At 59.7% G+C, this 21,062-nt stretch carries 21 protein-coding genes and 1 pseudogene; 9 read left to right on the forward strand and 13 right to left on the reverse strand.

Annotation, left to right across the window (positions count from 1 at the left end):
* Window positions 1–2: 2 nt before the first annotated feature.
* Together AC07NR_RS06330 and AC07NR_RS06335 are read right to left on the reverse strand one after the other, a co-directional pair.
* Window positions 3–1,190 (reverse strand): MFS transporter, encoded by a 1,188-nt coding sequence (locus tag AC07NR_RS06330; protein ID WP_495078090.1) that lies wholly within the window; start codon window positions 1,188–1,190, stop codon window positions 3–5.
* Window positions 1,191–1,328: 138 nt separating this feature from the next.
* A complete protein-coding gene (locus AC07NR_RS06335; RefSeq protein WP_085708149.1) occupies window positions 1,329–2,915 on the reverse strand; it encodes an ABC-F family ATPase in 1,587 nt (528 codons plus the stop codon).
* A 391-nt stretch (window positions 2,916–3,306) separates the two neighbouring features.
* Between AC07NR_RS06335 and lpxO the strand changes: the two genes are divergently transcribed.
* The gene (gene lpxO, locus AC07NR_RS06340; protein WP_085708729.1) at window positions 3,307–4,206 is read left to right on the forward strand and encodes a lipid A hydroxylase LpxO; all 900 of its coding nucleotides are present in this window, start codon (window positions 3,307–3,309) and stop codon (window positions 4,204–4,206) included.
* 54 nt (window positions 4,207–4,260) lie between these two features.
* Here lpxO and ku read toward each other — a convergent pair whose 3' ends face one another.
* Window positions 4,261–5,121: a non-homologous end joining protein Ku gene (ku, locus tag AC07NR_RS06345; RefSeq protein WP_495078091.1), complete on the reverse strand. Its 861-nt coding sequence runs from the start codon at window positions 5,119–5,121 to the stop codon at window positions 4,261–4,263.
* Window positions 5,122–5,306: 185 nt separating this feature from the next.
* Between ku and AC07NR_RS06350 the strand changes: the two genes are divergently transcribed.
* Together AC07NR_RS06350 and AC07NR_RS06355 are read left to right on the forward strand one after the other, a co-directional pair.
* The gene (locus AC07NR_RS06350; RefSeq protein ID WP_423205639.1) at window positions 5,307–5,630 is read left to right on the forward strand and encodes a hypothetical protein; all 324 of its coding nucleotides are present in this window, start codon (window positions 5,307–5,309) and stop codon (window positions 5,628–5,630) included.
* Window positions 5,631–5,679: 49 nt separating this feature from the next.
* Entirely contained in the window at window positions 5,680–6,825 is a 1,146-nt protein-coding gene (locus AC07NR_RS06355; protein WP_495078092.1) for a PQQ-dependent sugar dehydrogenase, read from the forward strand.
* Window positions 6,826–6,830: 5 nt separating this feature from the next.
* Here the strand turns inward: AC07NR_RS06355 and rimI are convergent, their stop codons facing one another.
* Window positions 6,831–7,934, reverse strand: a complete 1,104-nt coding sequence (gene rimI, locus AC07NR_RS06360) for a ribosomal protein S18-alanine N-acetyltransferase (RefSeq protein WP_423205641.1) — start codon at window positions 7,932–7,934, stop codon at window positions 6,831–6,833.
* Between the two features lie 92 nt (window positions 7,935–8,026).
* Here rimI and AC07NR_RS06365 point away from each other — a divergent pair, with 92 nt between their 5' ends.
* Both AC07NR_RS06365 and AC07NR_RS06370 read left to right on the forward strand, forming a co-directional pair.
* On the forward strand, window positions 8,027–9,601 hold the full coding sequence (locus AC07NR_RS06365; protein ID WP_273903085.1) for a RimK family ATP-grasp domain-containing protein: 1,575 nt from the start codon (window positions 8,027–8,029) through the stop codon (window positions 9,599–9,601).
* Window positions 9,602–9,608: 7 nt separating this feature from the next.
* Window positions 9,609–10,532: a magnesium transporter CorA family protein gene (locus AC07NR_RS06370; protein WP_305833027.1), complete on the forward strand. Its 924-nt coding sequence runs from the start codon at window positions 9,609–9,611 to the stop codon at window positions 10,530–10,532.
* Here the strand turns inward: AC07NR_RS06370 and AC07NR_RS06375 are convergent.
* Window positions 10,513–10,851, reverse strand: coding sequence for a DUF2834 domain-containing protein (locus tag AC07NR_RS06375; protein ID WP_495078093.1), 339 nt, complete (start codon window positions 10,849–10,851; stop codon window positions 10,513–10,515). The two genes, AC07NR_RS06370 and AC07NR_RS06375, sit on opposite strands and share 20 nt — an antisense overlap.
* Before the next feature lie 282 nt (window positions 10,852–11,133).
* Here AC07NR_RS06375 and ilvA point away from each other — a divergent pair.
* Window positions 11,134–12,101: pseudogene (gene ilvA / locus AC07NR_RS06380) on the forward strand (threonine ammonia-lyase, biosynthetic); the annotation flags it as partial.
* A 21-nt stretch (window positions 12,102–12,122) separates the two neighbouring features.
* On the opposite strand, the gene AC07NR_RS06385 reads toward ilvA, so the two are convergent.
* Complete coding sequence (locus AC07NR_RS06385; RefSeq protein WP_085703035.1) at window positions 12,123–12,428, reverse strand: NIPSNAP family protein; 306 nt, start codon at window positions 12,426–12,428, stop codon at window positions 12,123–12,125.
* Window positions 12,429–12,448: 20 nt separating this feature from the next.
* Window positions 12,449–12,934 carry a serine protease inhibitor ecotin gene (gene eco / locus AC07NR_RS06390; protein WP_495078094.1) on the reverse strand — a complete coding sequence of 162 codons (486 nt, stop codon included), beginning with the start codon at window positions 12,932–12,934 and terminating at the stop codon, window positions 12,449–12,451.
* Between the two features lie 371 nt (window positions 12,935–13,305).
* On the opposite strand from eco, the gene AC07NR_RS06395 reads away from it, so the two are divergent.
* Window positions 13,306–13,575: a DUF1652 domain-containing protein gene (locus tag AC07NR_RS06395; protein ID WP_495078095.1), complete on the forward strand. Its 270-nt coding sequence runs from the start codon at window positions 13,306–13,308 to the stop codon at window positions 13,573–13,575.
* Here AC07NR_RS06395 and AC07NR_RS06400 read toward each other — a convergent pair.
* Together AC07NR_RS06400 and AC07NR_RS06405 are read right to left on the reverse strand one after the other, a co-directional pair.
* A complete protein-coding gene (locus tag AC07NR_RS06400) occupies window positions 13,572–13,970 on the reverse strand; it encodes a hypothetical protein (protein WP_114882834.1) in 399 nt (132 codons plus the stop codon). The genes AC07NR_RS06395 and AC07NR_RS06400 overlap by 4 nt on opposite strands.
* Window positions 13,971–14,061: 91 nt before the next feature.
* Window positions 14,062–14,328, reverse strand: a complete 267-nt coding sequence (locus AC07NR_RS06405) for a DUF2790 domain-containing protein (RefSeq protein WP_495078096.1) — start codon at window positions 14,326–14,328, stop codon at window positions 14,062–14,064.
* Window positions 14,329–14,823: 495 nt separating this feature from the next.
* On the opposite strand from AC07NR_RS06405, the gene AC07NR_RS06410 reads away from it, so the two are divergent.
* A complete protein-coding gene (locus AC07NR_RS06410) occupies window positions 14,824–15,120 on the forward strand; it encodes a hypothetical protein (protein WP_305833023.1) in 297 nt (98 codons plus the stop codon).
* A 59-nt stretch (window positions 15,121–15,179) separates the two neighbouring features.
* Here the strand turns inward: AC07NR_RS06410 and AC07NR_RS06415 are convergent, their stop codons facing one another.
* Both AC07NR_RS06415 and AC07NR_RS06420 read right to left on the reverse strand, forming a co-directional pair.
* A complete protein-coding gene (locus AC07NR_RS06415) occupies window positions 15,180–15,737 on the reverse strand; it encodes a hypothetical protein (RefSeq protein ID WP_495078097.1) in 558 nt (185 codons plus the stop codon).
* Window positions 15,734–17,719: a type VI secretion system Vgr family protein gene (locus AC07NR_RS06420; protein ID WP_495078098.1), complete on the reverse strand. Its 1,986-nt coding sequence runs from the start codon at window positions 17,717–17,719 to the stop codon at window positions 15,734–15,736. The genes AC07NR_RS06415 and AC07NR_RS06420 overlap by 4 nt, the downstream gene beginning before the upstream one ends.
* A 361-nt stretch (window positions 17,720–18,080) precedes the next feature.
* Here AC07NR_RS06420 and AC07NR_RS06425 point away from each other — a divergent pair, with 361 nt between their 5' ends.
* Entirely contained in the window at window positions 18,081–19,382 is a 1,302-nt protein-coding gene (locus AC07NR_RS06425) for an OprD family porin (protein WP_495078099.1), read from the forward strand.
* Window positions 19,383–19,452: 70 nt separating this feature from the next.
* On the opposite strand, the gene AC07NR_RS06430 is transcribed toward AC07NR_RS06425, so the two are convergent.
* Window positions 19,453–20,073 carry a transglycosylase SLT domain-containing protein gene (locus AC07NR_RS06430; RefSeq protein ID WP_265814505.1) on the reverse strand — a complete coding sequence of 207 codons (621 nt, stop codon included), beginning with the start codon at window positions 20,071–20,073 and terminating at the stop codon, window positions 19,453–19,455.
* Between the two features lie 44 nt (window positions 20,074–20,117).
* Entirely contained in the window at window positions 20,118–21,056 is a 939-nt protein-coding gene (locus tag AC07NR_RS06435) for a carbohydrate kinase family protein (protein WP_495078100.1), read from the reverse strand.
* Between the last annotated feature and the right edge of the window lie 6 nt (window positions 21,057–21,062).

Raw genomic sequence — 21,062 nt, forward strand, 5'->3', positions numbered from 1 at the left:
CGTCAGGCCATCGCCCGACGCTTGAGCCACAAGGTCAGCGCCAGTCCGGTCACGGACAACAGCGCTGCACCTAGGAAAATCCACGAATACCCCAGATTCAACGCCACCGCGCCCATCAACGGCCCGGCAACCGCCAGCGCCAGATCGAAAAACACCGCGTAAGCACTCAACCCGGCACCACGGCTGGAGTTGGGCACCTGCTTGATGGCTTCAACCCCCAGCGCCGGGTACACCAGCGACAGTCCGAACCCTGCCAGCCCGGCGCCGATCAGTGCGTAACCGGTCGAGGGGGCGAGCCACAGCAACAACAGCCCGACGGTTTCGATGCTCATGCAGGCGATGGCCGAAGCGAAGCCGCCGAATCGGGCGATGGCGGAAATGAACAACAGCCGCGACAGAATGAAGCACACACCGAATACCGTCAGGCAGTAGGCCGCGCCGGTCCAGCCGCGATTGAGGTAATAAAGGGTGATGAACGTGGTCAGGGTGCCGTAACCGATCGAGGCCAGGCTCAGACTGGCACCGAACGGCGCGATCCGCCCGAACACCGCCCAGAACGGCAGACGCTCGCCGCGCACTACCGGCACCGAAGGTTTGTTGCGAATCAGCAGCAGAGCGCCGGCGGCCAGTACCGACAAGGCAATACCGAGGCTGGTAAAGCCATAATCGGCCACCATCAGCACGCCCAGTGGTGCGCCGATAGCGATGGCGCCATAGGAGGCGATGCCGTTCCAGCCGATGGACCGGGCGGTATGTTCCGCACCCACCTGGCCCATGCACCAGCTGATGGTTCCTACACCAATCAGCCCCTGAGCGATGCCGAGCAGCAAACGCCCGGCAATCAGAATGATCAGGCTTGTCAGCGGGAAGTCCTGCAGCAACGTGGAAACCAGTGTCAGCAGGCCGCTGAGGACGATACCCAACAGGCCATAAACAATCGCCCGTTTGGTCCCGACGGTATCCGACATGCGCCCAGCCATGGGGCGGCTGAGCAGGGTGGCCAGGTATTGCGAGCCGATCACCAGACCTGCAACGACGGCACTGAAGCCCAGTTGTTCGTGTACGTAACCGGGCAGCACCGCAATCGGCAGGCCGATGCAGAGGAAAGCGATAAAGGTGTAGAAAACGATGGAGACGATCTGCAGGGTGATCGCCATGGAGCTTTGCGGTGGCTGTTGCTGCGCAGACATGAGGGCTCGTTCGCGGGCGGCGGTGGGAGAGTCCGCATCATGGCTTGGCGCTGGAATAAAAGAAAGCAGGCTAACTATCTTTCCTGGGCGCAATAAAAAGCCCCGCCTTGGGGCGGGGCTTTCGACTCGAGGCCGCTATCAGAACACGACGCCCTGGCTGCGCAGGTAATCGTCATAAGTGCCGCTGAAGTCGGTCACGCCGTTCGGGCTCAGCTCGATGATGCGCGTGGCCAGGGACGATACGAACTCACGGTCGTGGCTGACGAAAATCAGCGTGCCCGGGTAGTTTTCCAGCGCCAGGTTCAGCGCCTCGATCGATTCCATGTCCAGGTGGTTGGTCGGTTCGTCCATCACCAGTACGTTCGGCTTTTGCAGGATCAGCTTGCCGAACAGCATGCGACCTTGCTCACCACCGGAGATGACCTTCACCGACTTGAGGATCTCGTCGTTGGAGAACAGCATGCGGCCCAGGGTGCCACGAATCACTTGCTCGCCCTGAGTCCACTGACCCATCCAGTCGAACAGGCTGACGTCGTCTTCGAAGTCGTGGGCGTGGTCCTGAGCGTAGTAGCCCAGCTCTGCGCTTTCGGTCCACTTCACGGTGCCGGCGTCCGGGGTCAGTTCGCCCATCAGGGTGCGCAGCAGGGTGGTCTTGCCGATACCGTTCGGGCCGATGATCGCCACGCGTTCGCCGGCTTCAACGGTGAAGCTGAAGTTCTTGAACAGGGTCTTGCCGTCGAAGCCCTTGGACATCTGCTCGATGGTCACGGCCTGGCGGTGCAGTTTCTTGGTCTGTTCGAAACGGATGAACGGGCTCACGCGGCTCGATGGCTTGACCTCGGCCAGCTGGATCTTGTCGATCTGCTTGGCACGGGAAGTGGCCTGCTTGGCTTTCGAGGCGTTGGCCGAGAAGCGGCTGACGAACGTCTGCAGTTCGGCAATCTGGGCTTTCTTCTTGGCGTTGTCCGACAGCAGTTGCTCGCGGGATTGGGTCGCCGCGGTCATGTACTCGTCGTAGTTGCCCGGGAACAGACGCAGCTCGCCGTAGTCCAGGTCGGCCATGTGCGTGCAGACGCTGTTCAGGAAGTGACGGTCGTGGGAAATGATGATCATGGTGCTGTTACGCACGGTGAGGATCGATTCCAGCCAGCGAATGGTGTTGATGTCCAGGTGGTTGGTCGGTTCGTCGAGCAACAGCACTTCCGGATCGGAGAACAGTGCCTGAGCCAGCAGAACGCGCAGCTTCCAGCCCGGCGCCACTTCGGACATCGGACCGAAATGCTGTTCCAGCGGAATCCCCAGACCCAGCAGCAGTTCACCGGCGCGGGATTCGGCGGTGTAGCCGTCCATCTCGGCGAACTCGGTTTCCAGCTCGGCCACGGCCATGCCGTCTTCTTCGCTCATTTCCGGCAGGGAATAGATGCGATCGCGCTCGGCCTTGACCTTCCACAGCTCCTCGTGACCCATGATCACGGTATCGATCACAGTGAATTCTTCGTAGGCGAACTGATCCTGACGCAGTTTACCGAGGCGAACGTTCGGCTCGAGCATCACCTGGCCGGCGGACGGCTCGAGGTCGCCACCGAGGATTTTCATGAACGTCGACTTGCCGCAACCGTTGGCGCCGATCAGGCCATAACGGTTGCCGTTGTTGAATTTCACCGAAACGTTTTCGAACAGCGGCTTTGCGCCGAACTGCATCGTGATATTAGCTGTAGAAATCAAAGGTTTATCCTGCGAAGCATTCTGAGTAGCGAGGGTGCGGCCGGAGCGCTTGGCCCGAGTCGAAGTGCGCTGAGGCGGGAAATCCCGTCATCAACCAAGGGGGGGCGCGTAAAGTTTGGCGGCGATTGTACTGGTCTGGCTCTTCCAGCGATAGGGCGGTGATCCCCGGAATGCCAATTGGCGCAATCGCGGGACAGTTTTTCACAGATGAAGGTTCACTATTGGTTACAAACTGTGGCTAAAATGCCATCCATTCACCCAGGCCCTTGCCCGGCATGGGCTCAAGGATGTGCCACCGAGACGCTGTTTTGTATCCAGACCACTGCCACAGACCTATGGCCACAGCCAGAAAGGCGCGCAGTTTGTTCACTTTTGACGTGTGACGATTTCCGTGAAACTCATCATTGCTGCTATTTATGTCATTTCCATTGCATACGTTCACCTGCGTGGTCGTGTGCGTCACAAACTGGGCCGTCAGTTGAGCGATCACTCGACGTTTCTCGCGCCGATCAACTGCTTCCTTTATCTGTTTTCGAAGAAGCCGAACAAACCCTACCTCGACCCTAAGGACTTTCCCGATCTGAGCCCGTTGCAGGCCCATTGGGAAGAAATCCGCGAGGAAGGTCAGAACCTTCTGCGTGCCGGTGCGATCAAGCGCTCGGACCAGTACGACGACGTCGGTTTCAACTCGTTCTTCAAGACCGGCTGGAAGCGCTTTTACCTGAAGTGGTATGGCGACAGCCATCCGTCGGCGCTGCAACTGTGCCCGCGCACCACCGAACTGGTGCAGAGCATCGGTTCGATCAAGGCGGCGATGTTCGCCGAATTGCCACCTGGCTCGAAACTGGTGCGTCACCGTGACCCGTACGCCGGTTCCTACCGTTATCACCTGGGTCTGGAAACGCCGAACGACGCCGGTTGCTACATCAACGTCGATGGCGAGAACTATCACTGGCGCGACGGCGAAGCGGTGATGTTCGACGAGACCTACATTCACTACGCCGAAAACACCACCGACAAGAACCGCATCATCCTGTTCTGCGACGTCGAGCGCCCGATGAAGTATCGCTGGGCAGCCGCGTTCAACGGCTGGTTCAGCCGTACCGTGATGTCGGCCGCCGGTGCGCCGAACGATGCGGGCGACCGCACCGGCGGTATCAACCGCCTGTTTACCAAAATCTACAAGATCCGCCTGCGCGGCAAAGAGCTGAAAAAGCGCAATCGCGCGCGCTACTACCTGGAAAAGTGGGCGATCTTCGGTGGTCTGCTGGCGATCTTCATTCTGATCTGATAACTGATCTGATAAATCGGGCGACTGTTGAAAGACAGTCGCCCGATTTCATTTTCACGACGCTTTTTTGGTTTTTTTCGCCGCTGTCGTCTTGCTCGCGGCTTTCTTCGCCGGTCTGGCCGGTGATTTCCCGCCGAGACTGCGTTTGAGCAGTTCGGTCAAGTCGATAACATCAGCCGACTTGCGCTCTTCTTCGCCGTCAACGGTCTCAACGTCCTCGATCTTGCCCTCATGGGCCTTTTTGTCCACCAAGGCCATGATCTTGTCTTCGAATTCGTCGGTGTAATCTTCGGGCTTCCAGTCGGCGCTCATGTCTTCAACGAGTCGTTTGGCCATGTCCAGCTCGGCTTTCGCCAGTTGCGGCTGGGTCACTTCGCTGCCCAGCGCCAGTTCATCGAGGCTTCGCACTTCCTGTGGCCAGCGCAGTTTCACCAGCACCAGTGCCGACTCCAGTGGCATCAACGCCGCCAGGTACTGGCGCGTGTGTAACACCACACGGGCGAGGGCGACTTTCTTGGTTTTGCTCAGGGTTTCGCGCAGTAACGCGTAAACCTTGCCACCGCGTTTGTCCGGGGCCAGGTAGTAGGGCGTGTCGATGTTCTGCAGCGGGATCTGTTCACTGTCGACGAAGGCAAAGATGTCGATGGTCTGGGTCGAGACCGGGTGGGCCGAACGGATTTCTTCCTCGCTGAGCACGACATAGCGGCCTTTTTCGAACTGCACGCCTTTGACGATGTGCTCCTTTGTCACTTCTTTCCCGGTGACCTTGTTGACCCGTTTATAGCCGACCGGGTCCATGCTGCGACTGTCCAGCCAGTCGAAGTCCACGCCCTGGGACGAGGTCGCCGACACCAGCGCCACGGGGATGTGCACCAGACCGAAACTGATTGCGCCTTTCCAGATTGCCCGAGCCATGGTGCCGTTCTCCGAGTGATGTTCGGGTGACCCGTCTGTATGCGTGAAAGTTTCCGTTGCCCGCCAACGGGCAACTGGTCAAACGGTGTTACACCTTGTTTAGCGATGACGGGTTAACAAATCCGAACCCTCGGCGTAGCGTGGACTCGAAGGCTCTATTCCACGTGCATCGAGAGAGGCCGTCCATGAACCGTTTTCTGCTTGGCATCGCATTGTTGGCCCTTAGTGGCGGGCTGGTTCACGCCGATGCCCTGTTGCTGGCGCAAAGTCCGACCGGCAACAACAGCAATCCCTACAACAGCCCGATTCACCGGGCCAATCCCAACAGCATGCAGGGCACGCAGCCCGCCAATCCGGTGATTCGCGGGCCGAGTACGGTGCCCGCGCCTCGCCAGCCCACCGTCGAGAATGGCGGCATCGGCAATGGCCAGCCCCTGCGTTCGGTGCCGAGCACGCCGCCGAAATTCATTCCCAACCCACCCGCCCGTGATGGCGACAGCAACCGTTGAATGGCAGAACCGCTCTGTCAGCCCTTCAAACGAACAAAAGGAATCGTGCATGTTGCGTAAAACCCTTTTAGCCGGCCTGTGTGCCGGCGCTGTTATCTGCAGCCCGGTATTCGCCGCTGCCCCCAAGGAACTGCAAAGCGAGCAGGGCACCCTTGAAGTCACGACGATTACCCAAGGGCTTGCGCACCCATGGGCGCTGGCGTTCCTGCCTGATCGTCAGGGCATGCTGGTGACCGAGCGTCCGGGCAATCTGCGGGTGGTGGGGGCTGACGGCACGTTGTCGGCGCCGATCGATGGCGTTCCCAAGGTATGGGCCAAGGGGCAGGGCGGGTTGCTGGATGTGGTGCTGTCACCGGACTTCAAACAGGATCGGCTGGTGTACCTGTCTTACGCCGAGGGTGGTGGTGCCGGCGACAAGGCCGGGACGGCGGTCGGGCGCGGGCGTCTGTCGGACGACCTGAAAACCATGAAGGACTTCAACGTGATCTTCCGTCAGGAACCGAAGCTGTCCGTTGGCAATCACTTCGGCTCGCGGCTGGTGTTCGACCGTGACGGCTACCTGTTCATCACCCTCGGCGAAAACAACGACCGCCCGACCGCCCAGGATTTGGACAAGTTGCAAGGCAAGGTCGTGCGGATCTACCCCGACGGCAAGGTGCCGGACGACAACCCGTTTGTCGGTCAGTCCGGTGTGCGCCCGGAGATCTGGTCCTACGGCCATCGCAACCCGCAGGGCGCAGCACTCAATCCATGGACCGGCACATTGTGGGAAAACGAACACGGCCCGCGCGGGGGCGATGAGGTGAACATCATCGAGCGCGGTAAGAACTACGGCTGGCCGCTGGCAACCCACGGCATCAACTACTCGATGCAACCCATCCCGGAAGCCCAGGGTAAAACCGTCGAAGGCACCGTCGCCCCGCACCATGTCTGGGAAAAATCACCGGGTGTCACCGGCATGGCGTTCTACGATGGCGACCGCTTCAAGCCATGGCAGCACAACGTGTTCATCGGAGCGCTGGTCACTCAGGAACTGATCCGCTTGCAATTCGATGGCGATAAGGTGGTGCATGAAGAGCGTTTGCTGGGCGATCTGAAACAACGGATCCGTGATGTGCGCCAAGGACCGGACGGCTATCTGTATCTGCTGACGGACGAGTCCGACGGCTCGCTCTACAAGGTCGGACTCAAATAAATGCTTCATGCGGGTGAGCGGGCGTAGAGCACCACCGCCGCCCGTAGTTTGCCGCGTCCGAACCGGCACATTTTTTCGAACTCCCCATGGCTGACCGGCACATGCTGGCAGTCCATGGGCTGGCGGTGCTGGCTGTGATCGACATCCGGGTCGTGCAGGTAGACGAAATCCTCGTCGCAATCGGTGACGATCACCCAGTGTGGGGATTTGGAGCGGGTCAGCCGATAGCTGCTGATCAGCACCAAAGGCTGCCCGCCGGCGTTCAGCAGGCGGGGCAAATCCAGTGTCGTGCCGATGATCTGATCAACGTCGGTGTCGTTCAGCTGTGCCATGAACTCGTCATGCACCAGGCGCATGACGTCTTTTTTATGCGTGTCGCGCACGCCGTCGAGAAACAGTGGCCCGGTCATGCTCAGTTGCAATCGCACGCGAAACCCTCGGCGCCATGCGGCCAACGCCAGGCCTTGAGGGCTGCAACCGCCATGGCCGGCGGTCATGAACACGGTGGTCGCTTCGCGCCAGAGCTGCAGTTCTTCACGACGCTCCAGCAGACGATCAGCCTGCAAGGCGCCCATGGCCATCAGCAGGCACGCCGGCCCGCAGGTGAAATCGGTGGTCTGCCGGTAATAGGGCACCTTGATGCTGCGTGAGTCGTGATGTTGCAGGATGCGCTTTTCCAGGCGCAAAGCGTCCGCATGGTCTTCGTAGTAGTCGTGAATCAGTGCAAAGCGCCGATAGCCACTGCGTTCGTACAGCGCGATGGCGGTCGGGTTGTCAGTGCGCACCTCCAGCCGCAGGTAGGCGCAGTCATGCTCAAGCGCGCAGGCTTCGATGCGCTGGAGCAATTGTTTGCCCAGGCCACCGCCCCGGGCTTCGGGGGAAATGGCGATGGAATACAACCGCGCAAGCGACGTGCCGCGATGGAACAGCACCAGCGCATAACCCACCAGCTGACCCTCGCGCTCGGCCACCAGCAACTGGCCGTGGGCGCGGGTAATCATCCACTGAAAGCTGCGGCGAGTGAGCCGGTCCGTGGTGAAACAGTGCATTTCCAGTGCCTGCAGCGCCGCTAAATCATCAACTGTCGCCAAGCGAAAAACAGTGTTCATATGACCGCCGTAAAAGTTGCGTAACGAAACGGGACTTTCGAAAAAGTTCGTGCTTAATAGAAAAGGTCTTGTTCTCCAACGGATCAATTTCTATGTCAGCGGTACAGGGTCATTGGCGCGAAGTATCCAGTCAAAGTTTGCCACCGGCAACTTATTTAAAACCGCAAATCAGAACTTCCAGTCAAGTGTTGATCATCGTCGAACGCAAGGAAGACTGGGCCTCATATTTCCCCAGCGAAGACATCCTGACGGCCCAGGAATACCTCGAACAGCCTCCCGACAGCGAGCCGGGAAAACGCGTGCAGGTGATCAACCTTTGCCGTAGCTACAAGTACCTGGGCCACGGCTACTACTGCTCGTTGCTGGCCGAGGCGCGGGGTCACAAGGTGATTCCGTCGGTGCGCACCATCAGCGAACTGACCCGCAAATCCCTCTACGGTCTGGCACTGGATGACCTGGATAAAACCCTGGAAAAAGCCCTCAGTCATCATCTCTACAGCGATACCGAAGGTTTCACGCTGACACTTTATTTCGGCAGAACGCATATCGAGCCGTTGCAGGATCTTGCCCGGCAATTATTTGAAGTGTTCCCGTGTCCGATTCTTTTAGTTGAGTTCCGTCGAACTAACGGTTGGCACATCGAAGGTATCAAGTCCGGTGCTCTGCACAAGTTGCGCGACGACCAGGAAGACCAGTTCGCCAATGCGCTGGACGGCTTCAGCCGCAAGGTCTGGCGTGTACCGCGTTCGCCGCAAGTGGCGCGATATGACCTGGCGATCCTGCACGATCCACAGGAAGCGTTGCCGCCGTCGAACGCCCGCGCGCTGGAAAACTTCGTGCGGGTCGGCAAGGGCATGGGCATCGATGTCGAGCTGATCGAGCGCAAGGACTACGCAAGGCTCGCCGAGTACGACGGCTTGCTGATCCGCGAGACCACCAGCGTCGACAACCACACTTACCGCTTCGCCAAGAAAGCCGAAAGCGAAGGGCTGGTGGTGATGGACGACCCGACGTCGATCCTGCGTTGCACCAACAAGGTCTATCTCACGGACCTGCTCAACAGCCATCAACTGGGCATGCCGGCCACGGAAATTCTCTATAAGGAACGACCGGAAGACTTCGAGCGGGTCGGCGAACGCCTCGGGTTTCCGCTGGTGCTTAAGATCCCGGACGGTTGCTTCTCTCGCGGCGTGATCAAGGTCGAGAGCCAACAGGCCTTGCTCGAAGCCACCGCTGAACTGTTCGAACACTCGGTGCTGTTGCTGGCCCAGGAGTTTTTCTACACCGAGTACGACTGGCGTATCGGCGTGCTCAACCGCAAACCGATCTTCGCCTGCCAGTACTTCATGTCCAAGGGCCATTGGCAGATCTACAACCACAAGGCCAAGGGCCAGGACGTCAACGGCGAATGCCGCACGCTGGCGATCCACGAAGCGCCGCGTGCGGTGGTGGAACTGGCGGTGAAGACCGCCAACCTGATCGGCGACGGCTTGTATGGCGTTGATCTCAAGCAGGCGGGCGACAAAGTGGTGGTCATCGAGGTCAACGACAACCCGAACCTCGACGCCGGCATCGAAGACGCTTACCTGCAAGACGATCTGTATTCGCTGGTGCTGGAGGAGTTCGTGAGGCGCCTGGAACTCAAACGTCGTGGCCAGGCCTGGTGAGCGGCCGATGATCAACAGCTTTGCACTGAGCCACGGCGGGTTGCAGCGGGTCGAACGGCTGGACGCCGAGGTGATGTTGTTCAGCGACCCCGACGCGGCTGAACGCGACCTGCTCCACAGTCACTTCAAACTGGATGAGCATGCTCTGGCCTCGGCGCTGGACCCGGACGAGGTGTCGCGGATCGAGTTTCATCCGGATCATCTGTTTCTGATCTGGAAGCGCCCCGAGAACTACTCCGGCGGTGGCAGTCTGGCGTTCGAGGTGTCGTCCTGCGGTTTGCTGTTCTCGCCGGGCCAGTTGCTGGTGATCGCCACCGACGACACGCCGCTGCACGGTCTCGGCACGGGCCGGCCACTCAATACGCCACTGGATGTGTTGCTGGATCTGCTGTTCAACAATATCCACCACTATCTCGGGCATTTGAAGGTAATCAAACTGGTCGCCCGGGAGTTGCAGCAGAAATTCAACGCCTCTATGCAAAACCAGCATCTGGTGCAGATGTTCAACCTGAGCGAAAGCCTGATTTATTACATCAACGCGCTGCACAGCAACGGCGCGGTACTGACGCGGTTGCGCAACCACGCCGAGAAACAGCATTTTGGCAGCGAAGCCATTGGCCTGATCGACGACCTGATCATCGAAAACAACCAGTGCTACAAGCAGGCGGAAATCTATTCCACGGTGTTCTCCGGGCTGATCGACGCTCGGGGCAACCTGATGAACAACAGCATGAACAACCTGCTGCGCAAGCTGACGCTGATCAACGTGGTGTTCCTGCCGCTCAACCTGATTGCGAGCATTGGCGGCATGTCGGAATTCAGCATGATGACCGCCGGGACGCCGTGGTGGGTGTCGTACCCGTTGTTCCTTGCGGCGATGTTGCTGGGGGCGAGCGGGATGCTGTTCGGGCTCAGGCGTCTGGCGAAATGACGGCGGCCGGGCGTTTGCGATCCCGCAGGCCACGGACCACCAGGTACAACAGCGGCCCGACCGAAACAAACACCGCCGTCAGCAACAGATACGGCACCACCGACCAACCCGATTGCCCACGCTTGCGCGCATCCTTGTACATCCAGATGCCGGCCAGCGATGCCAGCAGATAAAGATCGATCACCACCTGGGCGGTGTCTGGCCGCGACATCAGACTGATGCCGAAATCGATCAGCGATTGCTCGGCTTGCAGCATCACGCTAACGGTGTAGCCGCTGAAGGCGATCAAAGCAGTGAGGGGCAGGGCGATGGACATCATGTATTCCTTCCTTGGTCAGATGAGCGAAACGCCAGCCTACAGACCCAACGCAAAAATCGCCATTGACTTGCCAGCAACGCCCGAGCTAATTTCGGGGCCATGACTTCCACCGTATTGCGCTGCCAGCCAAGCATTATTACCGCCATTCCTCATTTGGCGGGCTAGCTCACGACTGCAGCACCCAACCCGCCCTAGAGGCGGGTTTTTACTTTCTGTCTCCGGGGTTCTGAATAAAAAGTCAGGAGACGAACATGCGCCACAGCCCCGACCAGCAAGCCTTGCTTGAGCAATACGTGAAAAAGATCCTCGCCGCGCCGGTTTATGAACTGGCGGTGCGCACGCCGCTGCAATCTGCGCCGGCACTGTCCGAAGCGCTGGGCAACCGGATCCTGCTCAAGCGTGAGGACCTGCAACCGACGTTCTCCTTCAAGATTCGCGGTGCCTACAACAAACTGGTGCAATTGAGCGACGCGCAGAAGGCTCGGGGCGTGATCACTGCGTCGGCGGGCAATCACGCTCAAGGCGTAGCGCTGGCGGCGCGTGAATTGGGCATTGCTGCGACTATCGTCATGCCGGCAACAACACCTGAGTTGAAAGTGCTGGGCGTCAGCAGTCGCGGTGCTGAAGCGCTGCTGCATGGCGAAAGCTTTCCGTTCGCCCTGGCCCACGCGCTGCAACTGGCCGAGCAGACCGGACGAACGTTCGTCTCGCCGTTCGACGATCCTGACGTAATCGCAGGCCAGGGCACGGTTGCAATGGAAATCCTGCGTGAGCATCAGGGCGCACTGGACGCGATCTTCGTCCCGGTGGGCGGTGGTGGTTTGATCGCCGGTATCGCGGCGTATGTGAAATACCTGCGGCCGGAGGTGCGGATCATCGGCGTGGAGTCGGAGCACTCGGCCTGCCTGAAAGCTGCGTTGCAGGCGGATGCGCGAGTGGTGCTGCCCAGCGTCGGTACCTTCGCCGATGGCGTGGCAGTGGCGCAGATCGGCGCCTACGGGTTCGAGATCTGTCGCTTCTGCGTGGATGAAGTGATCACAGTCAGCAACGACGAACTCTGCGCAGCGATCAAGAATATCTACGACGATACCCGCTCGATCACCGAGCCTTCCGGCGCGTTGGCGGTTGCGGGCATCAAAAAGTACGTGGCGCAGACCGGCGCACGGAATCAGACGCTGATCGCCATCGATTCCGGCGCCAATATCAACTTTGACAGCTTGCGCCACGTCGCCGAGCGCGCTGCGGCCGGCGGGATTAAGGCGTAAAGGTGTTCAGGGCAGCAGCGGGCGCAGAAAGCTGCGCTCGTAGCTGACGATGAACTTCTTTTCGACCAGATCGGCCACCAGTGCCGTGCTTTCCGGGTCGGTCAGTGCAATGTGGCGATAGCTTTCGTAATCCGCCAGGGACGGAAAACTGAACAGGCAGTAAGCGATGTTGCTCGCGCCTTCCGAGGGCAGAAAATAGCCGTGATGCGTCCCGCCCAGCCGTTCGACGATACCCAGCCACGTCTTGGCATAGGCTTCGAAGGCGTCGAGCTGGTAGGGATCAATCACGTATCTGACGTGGCAGGTAATCAATGCCGCTGCTCCTTGGCGAGTTACTCGGGGATGGCAGTGCCGACCTTGTCCGAAGCCGACCAGATGCGATAACGCACTTCGACGTCGGACGGTGCATAAACCACGATCGGCAGTTTGCTGTTGTAACGCACGGTGAAGCCGTCACCGATCACAGGGACGAAGGCGCGCTTTTTCTGGGTGCCGGGCGGGCAGGCCATCATCGTGCTCATCGGGCCGCTGACTTTTTCCAGGCGGTAAAACGAATACCCCCAGCCTTCCAGATTTTTCTCTTCCAGGGTGCCGCCCAGGCGCTGGCGGTTGCAGTCCACCTCGAGGGTCCTGCCGGCGAGGATCTCGACTTTGAAGTTGTCTTCCTGGGCCTGCTGCGGCAGGTGAATGACCTGCCGGGTGAAGCCCGCTTCGGCTTTGGGGTAGGGCGCCGTGTCTTCGAGTTTTGCGGCGTGGGTGAGGGTGGACAGGCTGGCGAGCATCAGGCCGGCGGTCGCGTAAACAGTGAAATTTCCCATTGAAGCCTCCTGGCGGGTGTACGTTGGTAGACGGGCATTCTTACTGCCATGGGCGATGAATGCAAACCGCCAACCGCTTGCAAATTGCAGTGCCTGCACGATCGAATCTTGCATTTTGCAACTGGCCAGTTGCCCGCGTTTTCGCCAAGTTATTGATTTGCAAGGAGGAGAAAACCACCCGATGAAAGGCACGTTTTATGCGTTGATTTGGTGCGGCGCACCGAGTTTGTGCGCCTACACTCCAATGGGCATTTCGCAGTACAACCGCTTGCCATACCCAGGGATTCAGCGGGGATACACCCGCCGGGAACAGTGGCAACGGTCAATGTGAATACTTGATTGGCAGTCTCACAGTAAGGAGAGGGTTCGCCATGTTTCTGTCTGCCTTGGAACTACGCAATATCATTGAAAGCAGCTTTCTGCCGAAACGCTGCCAGTGCACGCTGTCCCCGGATCTGTCGATGACCGTCAAGGTTTATGGCGATCACCGTACCGATCAGGTCGATCTGCTGGTCAGTGGCATCGATGCCAGTCACCTGAACAGCTGTCGCGAAATCAACGGCCTGATCGCCGGGTTGCGCTCCAATCTCGCGCAACACTCGGCGACCCATCATTCAGTGCCGCGATCCAAAGTCTTCTAACCGACCGTTTCACCCAGTTCGACCGTCACGCGCCGGGCCTGCACGAAGCCAAGGCCCAGCGCGAACTCGACCAGCACCGCGAGCAGAATCCCGGGGCCGGCATGGCCGTTGAGCCATTCAGCAAACCCCAGCACCGCCAGGCCAAAACAGCCGACGATAAAGCCGTTGTTCATTGCATTGCGCGCGATCGACACCGGCGCGTTGCGCACCAGATAAAACATCACCCCCAACGCTGCAAACAGCACCGCCATGCGTCGTGCGACAAATCCTGCTGCCTCGGAGTATTCAATGCTCCAGATCGAAAGCAGTACTTGCGGCACGAGGCCCCAGGCCAGCGCCAGCAGGAAACACAGGGAAAAGGTGATAGTCGATAACGTGCGAAACGACAACTGCATGGCGAATCCTTGCGGCAGTGAGGAGGGGCCCCGAGCATAACCTTCGAGACCCTTGCCCGCCTACCGCAAAGCCGCAAATCAGAGCTTTCTGTCAGTTCTGGAAGCTGCAGGCGTCAGACATTTTCCGGTAAGTGATTTCCTCGGGTTTGCCTGACGTGTCGATGTACTTCATGTCGGCATCGATCACTTTGCAGGCCTTGGTTGGCTGCTCGGTCATCGAGACCACTTTGGCCACATTCAACGACATGCCATAGGTGTACGGCACTGCTTTGGTGGTCGTGGTGTCATTGGCCTGGGCCAGCCCGGCAAACGCGGTGCAGGCGAGGGCGGTGGTGAGCAGGAATGGACGAATGTTCATGGAGAAACTCCCGTGCGACGGATAGAAAGCCCGGCGTGAAACACGCCAGACCTGCCGCACTGGGCGTCAGCATCGGCTGAGAGCGTGCGGATGTGTAGAGTCTTTGACCACGGCGTTAAGCGAGGGTTAACCCGGCTGAATGCCGGCTGTCTGACGGGGGATTGTTTCGTGGGGGATTCTCGGCGCCTTCCTACAGGAACCGCTGCCTTGTCTGCTTCCGGGGGCTGGAGCGGGGCGGTTATGGTTTTGGTGTCGCTGCAAAATCAGCGACTTAGGTTTGGTCACCTAACGTAATCACCTGTGCATGTGTGCCATTATTCGCCCCGACGGACATTCGTGTCTGTGGAGTGCATTGCTGTGGCGGCTGTGTGCAGGGTCGCCTTCGGGCGAGCCGAGTCGGGTGGTTCTCGGTTGACCAAGCCTGTACACAGTCCGCCTCCCCATCGTTTGGTCACGGTGCTGGCGGTTACATTCAAGCTGCCTTGAGTAATTCCAATGCCAATACTGAAACTAAGCTCCGCCCGCTACCTCCCGCTCAACAGCGGCGTCACCGACAGCGCACCGCTGGTCATCGACACCCAAGCCAACCCCCAAGACATCTTCGAAGCCGCCGTCCAGCGCGTACGCGCCGCCGCCGACCTGCTCGAAACCCTGCATTGCCTGTGCTTCAAACACGCCGATGTCCAGGACATTCCCCACATCACCCATGCGCTGTACCTGCTGGCGCAGGATGGCAATGATTTGCTGCAGGTAGCCCAACAGAGAATGTTGAACTGGACCGCACCGGCCTGACATTTCGCCAGCGTTCAATGGGGGACGCGATGGTCCCCTGTTGAATTAAAACGTTCAAGCTACGGATAAGGTTTCAGTTCAATCAGCGATTCGCCTTGTGCGGTCGCAGGTAACGGCAACTCATCCGTTTCCAGATAGGCATCCGCCGGCCCGTAAATCAAATACTTGTGGTCGCTCTCATATCCAGCGTTCTCGAAAATGACTTGAGGGCCTTTCGAACCGCTCAATACCCAGCGAGGACGGTTCCTTTCGGCGAACTCCACGCGGTGAATCCGCCTGTCGTCCGTATCTCGAAAAAACAGGATGCCTTGTTGGTAGTTGGAGCTGAACTCGCCAGTGATCAGAAAGACATTCACGCCTTTGCCTGTGGGCACGCATTGCCAATCAACACGACTGCCGAAAGACGTATCGGCATCTGCATATAAGAATCTGGTTTCTTGCTCCTGACGGATTTTGTAAACGTGAGCGTCGGAGAGGGGGTGGCCCCGCAGCAAGGAAAGTCTGCTGTCGGGGCCTGCCAGATCGCACTCAGCCACCGTCGTGAACGATGGCTGAGCGGCAACGACATGAAGGCTTGAAGTGATGAGTCCAGCCGCAAAGACTGCGTTGAGCCTCAAGCGGATTTCACCACCTGCTTCGGCGACACGACGGTGCCTGGCTTGTCGTTGGCGGCCGGGGCCGGAATGACGGGCGGCAAAATGGCGATCCCGGTGCCGGCACCCGGTGCACCGCCGGTATTGGCCTTCACCTCCGCACCGCTGATGGTCACGCCACCGGCATCGACCTTGACGAAGCTGCCGCCAGCCTTGGCCGTCAGCTCCATGCCGCCCTCGATCACGACTTTGTCGCCAGCGTGGTAGTGAATCTCCGTACCCGCTTCAACGAACTGCCCGGTGCCGACCTTCACGTGCTGGGTCACGCCTACGGTCAGGTGATCGTTGGCGCGCATTTCGCTCTTGCGGTCCAGGTGGGTGATGCGGTGTTCCTCGACCTTGAATTCGCTCAGGGTGTTGGCTTCAACGGTGTCGTGCCGCTCGTTGCCGACGCGGATCTTCTGGTCGTGCTCGATGTTTTCGTCCCAGTCGCGCTGGGCGTGGATGTAGATCTGCTCCACGCCTTTCTTGTCTTCGATGCGGAATTCGTTGTAGCCCTTGCCGCCCGGGGAACTCAGGGTCTTGAAGGTGCTGCGGGTCTTGTTTGCCGGCAGGTCGTAGGGGACGACGTTTTCCTTGTGGTACAGGCAGCCGGTGACCAGCGGTTGGTCGGGGTCACCTTCAAGGAAGGTCACCAGCACTTCCATGCCGATGCGCGGGATGGCGATGCCGCCGTACGCCGCGCCGGCCCAGCCGCTGGCGACGCGCAGCCAGCAGGTGGTCTTGTCGTCGGCCTGGCCTTCACGGTCCCAGTGGAATTGCACCTTCACGCGGCCGTACTGGTCGCAGTGGATTTCTTCGCCGCCGGGGCCGGTGACGATGGCGGTCTGGCTGCCGAGGACTTTCGGTTTCGGGTGTTCGAGGGCAGGGCGGTAGTGCGCGTCCCACGGGGTGGCCACGAAGCTGTTGCGGTAGCCCTGGTGGAAATCACTCTTGTCGTCGGTGACGTCGCTGGTGACGTTCTCGCCCAGCACTTGCGGTTGCTTGCCTTCGTGGAAGACTTCCAGCAGCAGCCACATATCGTTCCATTCGGCGCGAGGATGTTCGGCCAGGGTCAGGAAGTGGCCCGTGGTCAGCGTCGGCTCGTCACCCTTGCCTTCGGCGAGTTTGTAGTCGCTGCGATGGCGTTCCAGGGCTCGGGTCGAAAGGAACTTGCCGCGCTCACGTGTAGTGAAGCGACCGGGGTAGTCGTAGTCCTCGAGGTCCGGCATGAACGCGGATTTGGCCGCGCCTTCAGGCAGGATCTTCGGTTTTTCGAAATCGTAATCGCGACGGCTGACGCGGCTGGTGCGGGTTTCCAGGCGCAGGTTGAAGCGCTTGATCACCGGTTTGTCGGCGGTCATGCCGGAGTCTTGCTGGTAGTTCACCGGTTTCAGTTTGCGGAACACGGTCTGGTCATCGCCGAACACCAGTTTGTGGCCGCTGCTGCTGTGCTGGAAGTGGAAGTGAATGCCTTCCTCCTCGCACAGGCGCTGGATGAAATGCAGGTCGGATTCGTCGTACTGCACGCAGTAATCGCGTTCAGGATACTCGGCGCTGAGCTGAAAGCTGTAGGCGTCGGCCAGAATGCCGCGATCTTCCAGTACCTGGGCGATGATCTTCGGCACGGTCAGTTGCTGGAAGATCTGCTGGTCATGGTTGTGCCGCAGGTAGGCCAGTTGCGGCACCAGACTCAGGCTGTAGCGGGTCAGGGTCTTGCCGGAGTCGCCTTGCTCGATGCGATACACCAGGCCATGAATCTTGCCCTCGCCGGTGGCGCCGAAGGTCAGGCAGCCGGGCTTGTGCAGGAGTTCTTCGAGCTTGAGGTCAGGACGGGCGCTGACCAGTTCGAGGTCGAAACGGAACGGTTCGTTGAGGGCTTCGCGACCGGTGAAGCTGAGGACTTGCAGGTCGGCGGAAGCGCCTTCGAGCGTGAGGGTAATGTGGGTAGCGTTGGCGTCCAGCATGCCTTGTTTTCCGTCCTTTGGATTAGCGTGGGCGGATGGTGCAGGATTAAACGGCCTCGTTCAAGGCGCAAATGCCGTAGAAGCACAGCCCCGAAGGTATAGGGAAAACCCTTAGAGCCACGGTTTTATCCAGTAAAACCGGCACTTGGCGCTGCCAGTCCCAAGACTGTCACCTGATTTGGCGCTCAGGAACAATCAGTCAGTTTCAGACTAAAGTCGCCTGTAGCACGTCAAAGCCATCTGCCATCATGGGCGCTCACCCCCGCGTGTTCACTTCCTCCCGGTTCTTCACTGTGCCGGGACGGGAGCTATTTCTGGTTGTTTGCGCCCCCGCGCAATCGTTGTTCTGTTGGAGTTTTCAATGCGTCCCCCATTTCCCCTCATCACCCCGCGCCAGTCGCTTGGCTTCGGAGCCCTGGTGCTGTGCGCCGGTTTTACCGCACAGGCTCAGGCCGGCGGTTTCTTCGAAGACACCACGGCGAAGATCGAATCGCGCACGGTGTATTTCAACCGCGATTTCCGTGACGGGCACACCTCCAGTGATCAGGGCGCGTCCAAGCGCGAAGAGTCGGCTCAAGGCTTCATTCTCAATCTGCAATCGGGTTACACCGAAGGCACCGTGGGTTTCGGCATCGATGCGCTGGGCATGGCGGGCTTCCAGCTCGATTCCAGCCCTGACCGCAGTAACAGCGGCCTGCTGCCGTCCAGCGGCGACAACCCGCGCGGTTCGAAAGGTCAGTACGCGAAAATGGGCCTGACCGCCAAGGTGAAGGTTTCGGACACGGTGCTGAAGTACGGCGCGTTGCTGCCGGATCTGCCACTGCTCAAGTACAACGACGGCCGTCTGCTGCCGACCATGTTCAACGGCGCGATGCTGACCTCCAAAGAGGTGAAGGACCTGACCTTCATGGCCGCACGCCTGGACAAGTACACCGCCCGGGACTCGACCGATTCCCAGGACATCCGCGTGCACTGCAAGAACAAGCGCTATGCCTGCAACACCACCGCCGATCATTTCGACATGTACGGCTTCGACTACAAGATCAACGATCGCCTGACCGCGCAGTACCACTACGCCGAGCTGGAAGACATCTATCGCCAGCACTTCGTGGGTCTGTTGGCCAACCAGCCGCTGGGTGATGGTGTGCTGAAAGCGGATCTGCGTTTGCTGAAAAGCGCCGACAGCGGTGATGCCAAGGCCGGCTCCATCGACAACCGCGCCTTGAGCGGCATGCTGTCCTACGGCATCAGCGGCCACACCTTCAGCGCCGGCTGGCAGCGCATGAACGGCGACAACTCGATGCCGTACCTCGATGGCAGCAACCCGTACCTGGTGAACTACGTGCAGGTCAACGACTTCGCCGCTGCGCAGGAACGTTCCTGGCAGCTGCGTTACGACTACGACTTCAAGGCCATCGGCATCAACGGCCTGAGCTTCCTGACCCGTTACGTGAACGGCGATCACATCAAAGTGCCGGGCAGCGATCAGGAAGGCAAAGAGTGGGAACGCGACAGCGAGCTGAAGTACGTGATCCAGAGCGGCACGTTCAAGGACGTCAGCCTGCGTCTGCGTAACGCGACGTATCGGACGAACTACGAGAAGTTCGCCCGGGACGTGGATGAGACCCGGTTGATCGTGAGTTACAACTTTTCGGTGTTGTAAGTCCGTTCAACTCATCGAGCGAAAAAAAACCATCGCGAGTTAACTCGTGATGGTTTTTTTGCGCCTGCGGTCAGAGCCAATGCCAGAACCGGCTCCAGAATCCGCGATTCAAATCATCCTTGCACGCCGCATATTGCTGACCGTACATGTCCGAACGGTTCTGCACCTTTCGCGCCACCGGCGGCAACCAAGCCTTGCTGGCATAAGTCTTCTGCCGGAAACCGCCCCAGCCCTCGTGGTAGTTGAGGTACTGGTTGTAGGCGTCGTACTTGTACACGCCGTTGATCGAGGTGGTCTTGTCCATGTACCAGCCGACGAAGTCGATGGCGTCATCGAAGTCTTCACGGTCGGCGCCGTGGCGGCCGGTGCTTTTCTGGTAGTCGGCCCAGACTTCATCCTTGGCCTGCGCGTAACCCGCTGCGGTCGTGACGCGGCCCCACGGGATCACCCACAAAAGGTATTTGCGCGGCGTCTTGGCGTCGTAGCGGTAGCCGGACTCCTGATACATGATCGCGAACGGCACCTGGATCGGCACGCCCCAGCGCTTTTGCGTGACTTGCGCGGCGTCGTACCAATCACTTTTCTCACGGAAAATCTCGCAGAGGTTTTCCGGCGAACGCGGCGGCGATGTTCCGCAACCGCTCAACAGTGCCGCCAAAATCAAAAGTCCAACCGTGCGCCCCGAATTCAAAAGCCGTCATCCCGTCGTGCAAAAAAGGGCGCCAGTCTACGCGGTCAGGTCAACTGGTGGCGATAAGGCAAATCCGGACCTGTTTTACTGCATGTAAGGGCGGCCGCCTGTACGGCAAACCTGAGCATGCCGTCGATCTGCTCGCGGCTGAGGTGCTGAACGCCTTCCACCGAATCCAGTTCATGTTCGGTCAGCCAGGTGATCAACGCGGCCTGGAAGGTATCGCCCGCGCCGACGGTATCAGCGATTTTCACCGAACTCGCCGGCACCGACCATGAGCCGTGAGCACGGCTGAACACCGTCGCGCCTTCACCTCCACGGGTCAGGAACACCACCTGGCAGCGATGCTGCAGCCAGCCTTCGATGACCCGCTGCGGATCCTGCTCGGGATACAACAGGCTCAAGTCCTCGTCGCTGACCTTGATCAGATCCGCCAGCTCCACCAGCGTGGCGATCCGCTCACGCCACAGATCGATGTTCGGCTCGGGATTGAGGCGCACGTTCGGGTCGAGGCTGATCAGGCGTTTGCCGCTTTCGCGCCGTATCAGGGCGAGCAGGGTATCGGCCACCGGTTGCACCACCAGCGAGAACGAACCGAAGTGCAGACCACGCACCTCCGGGCCCAGCGTCGGCAGGTGCGCCAGGCTCAACTGGCGGTCGGCGCAGCCTTCACCACGGAAGCTGTAATGCGGCGAGCCATTGGCACCCACCGCGACCATCGCCAGCGTGGTCGGCGCGGCGAAATCCACCAGGTAATCCGGGCGTACGCCTTCGTCCTGCAGCACCTGCTGCAAGCGCCGGCCGAGGTAATCGGTGGACAGCCCGGCGAACAGCGCCGAGTCCACGCCCAAGCGACGCAAACCCACCGCCACGTTGAACGGCGAGCCACCGGCAATCGCCTTGAAATTGACTTTCGACGCCTGCCCGCCAGCATCGTCTTCGCTGAAGAAATCGAACAGCGCTTCGCCACACACCAGGTACATAGTTGT

The sequence above is a fragment of the Pseudomonas sp. GW821-FHT09C09 genome (genome assembly GCF_059418105.1).

Coding starts and splice junctions, on each gene's coding strand:
- AC07NR_RS06330 (WP_495078090.1), bottom strand. CDS start 1,190: ATGTCTGCGCAGCAACAGCCACCGCAAAGCTCCATGGCGATCACCCTG.
- ku (WP_495078091.1), bottom strand. CDS start 5,121: ATGGCTCGGGCAATCTGGAAAGGCGCAATCAGTTTCGGTCTGGTGCAC.
- AC07NR_RS06350 (WP_423205639.1), top strand. CDS start 5,307: ATGAACCGTTTTCTGCTTGGCATCGCATTGTTGGCCCTTAGTGGCGGG.
- AC07NR_RS06355 (WP_495078092.1), top strand. CDS start 5,680: ATGTTGCGTAAAACCCTTTTAGCCGGCCTGTGTGCCGGCGCTGTTATC.
- rimI (WP_423205641.1), bottom strand. CDS start 7,934: ATGAACACTGTTTTTCGCTTGGCGACAGTTGATGATTTAGCGGCGCTG.
- AC07NR_RS06365 (WP_273903085.1), top strand. CDS start 8,027: ATGTCAGCGGTACAGGGTCATTGGCGCGAAGTATCCAGTCAAAGTTTG.
- AC07NR_RS06370 (WP_305833027.1), top strand. CDS start 9,609: ATGATCAACAGCTTTGCACTGAGCCACGGCGGGTTGCAGCGGGTCGAA.
- AC07NR_RS06375 (WP_495078093.1), bottom strand. CDS start 10,851: ATGATGTCCATCGCCCTGCCCCTCACTGCTTTGATCGCCTTCAGCGGC.
- eco (WP_495078094.1), bottom strand. CDS start 12,934: ATGGGAAATTTCACTGTTTACGCGACCGCCGGCCTGATGCTCGCCAGC.
- AC07NR_RS06395 (WP_495078095.1), top strand. CDS start 13,306: ATGTTTCTGTCTGCCTTGGAACTACGCAATATCATTGAAAGCAGCTTT.
- AC07NR_RS06400 (WP_114882834.1), bottom strand. CDS start 13,970: ATGCAGTTGTCGTTTCGCACGTTATCGACTATCACCTTTTCCCTGTGT.
- AC07NR_RS06405 (WP_495078096.1), bottom strand. CDS start 14,328: ATGAACATTCGTCCATTCCTGCTCACCACCGCCCTCGCCTGCACCGCG.
- AC07NR_RS06410 (WP_305833023.1), top strand. CDS start 14,824: ATGCCAATACTGAAACTAAGCTCCGCCCGCTACCTCCCGCTCAACAGC.
- AC07NR_RS06420 (WP_495078098.1), bottom strand. CDS start 17,719: ATGCTGGACGCCAACGCTACCCACATTACCCTCACGCTCGAAGGCGCT.
- AC07NR_RS06425 (WP_495078099.1), top strand. CDS start 18,081: ATGCGTCCCCCATTTCCCCTCATCACCCCGCGCCAGTCGCTTGGCTTC.
- AC07NR_RS06435 (WP_495078100.1), bottom strand. CDS start 21,056: ATGTACCTGGTGTGTGGCGAAGCGCTGTTCGATTTCTTCAGCGAAGAC.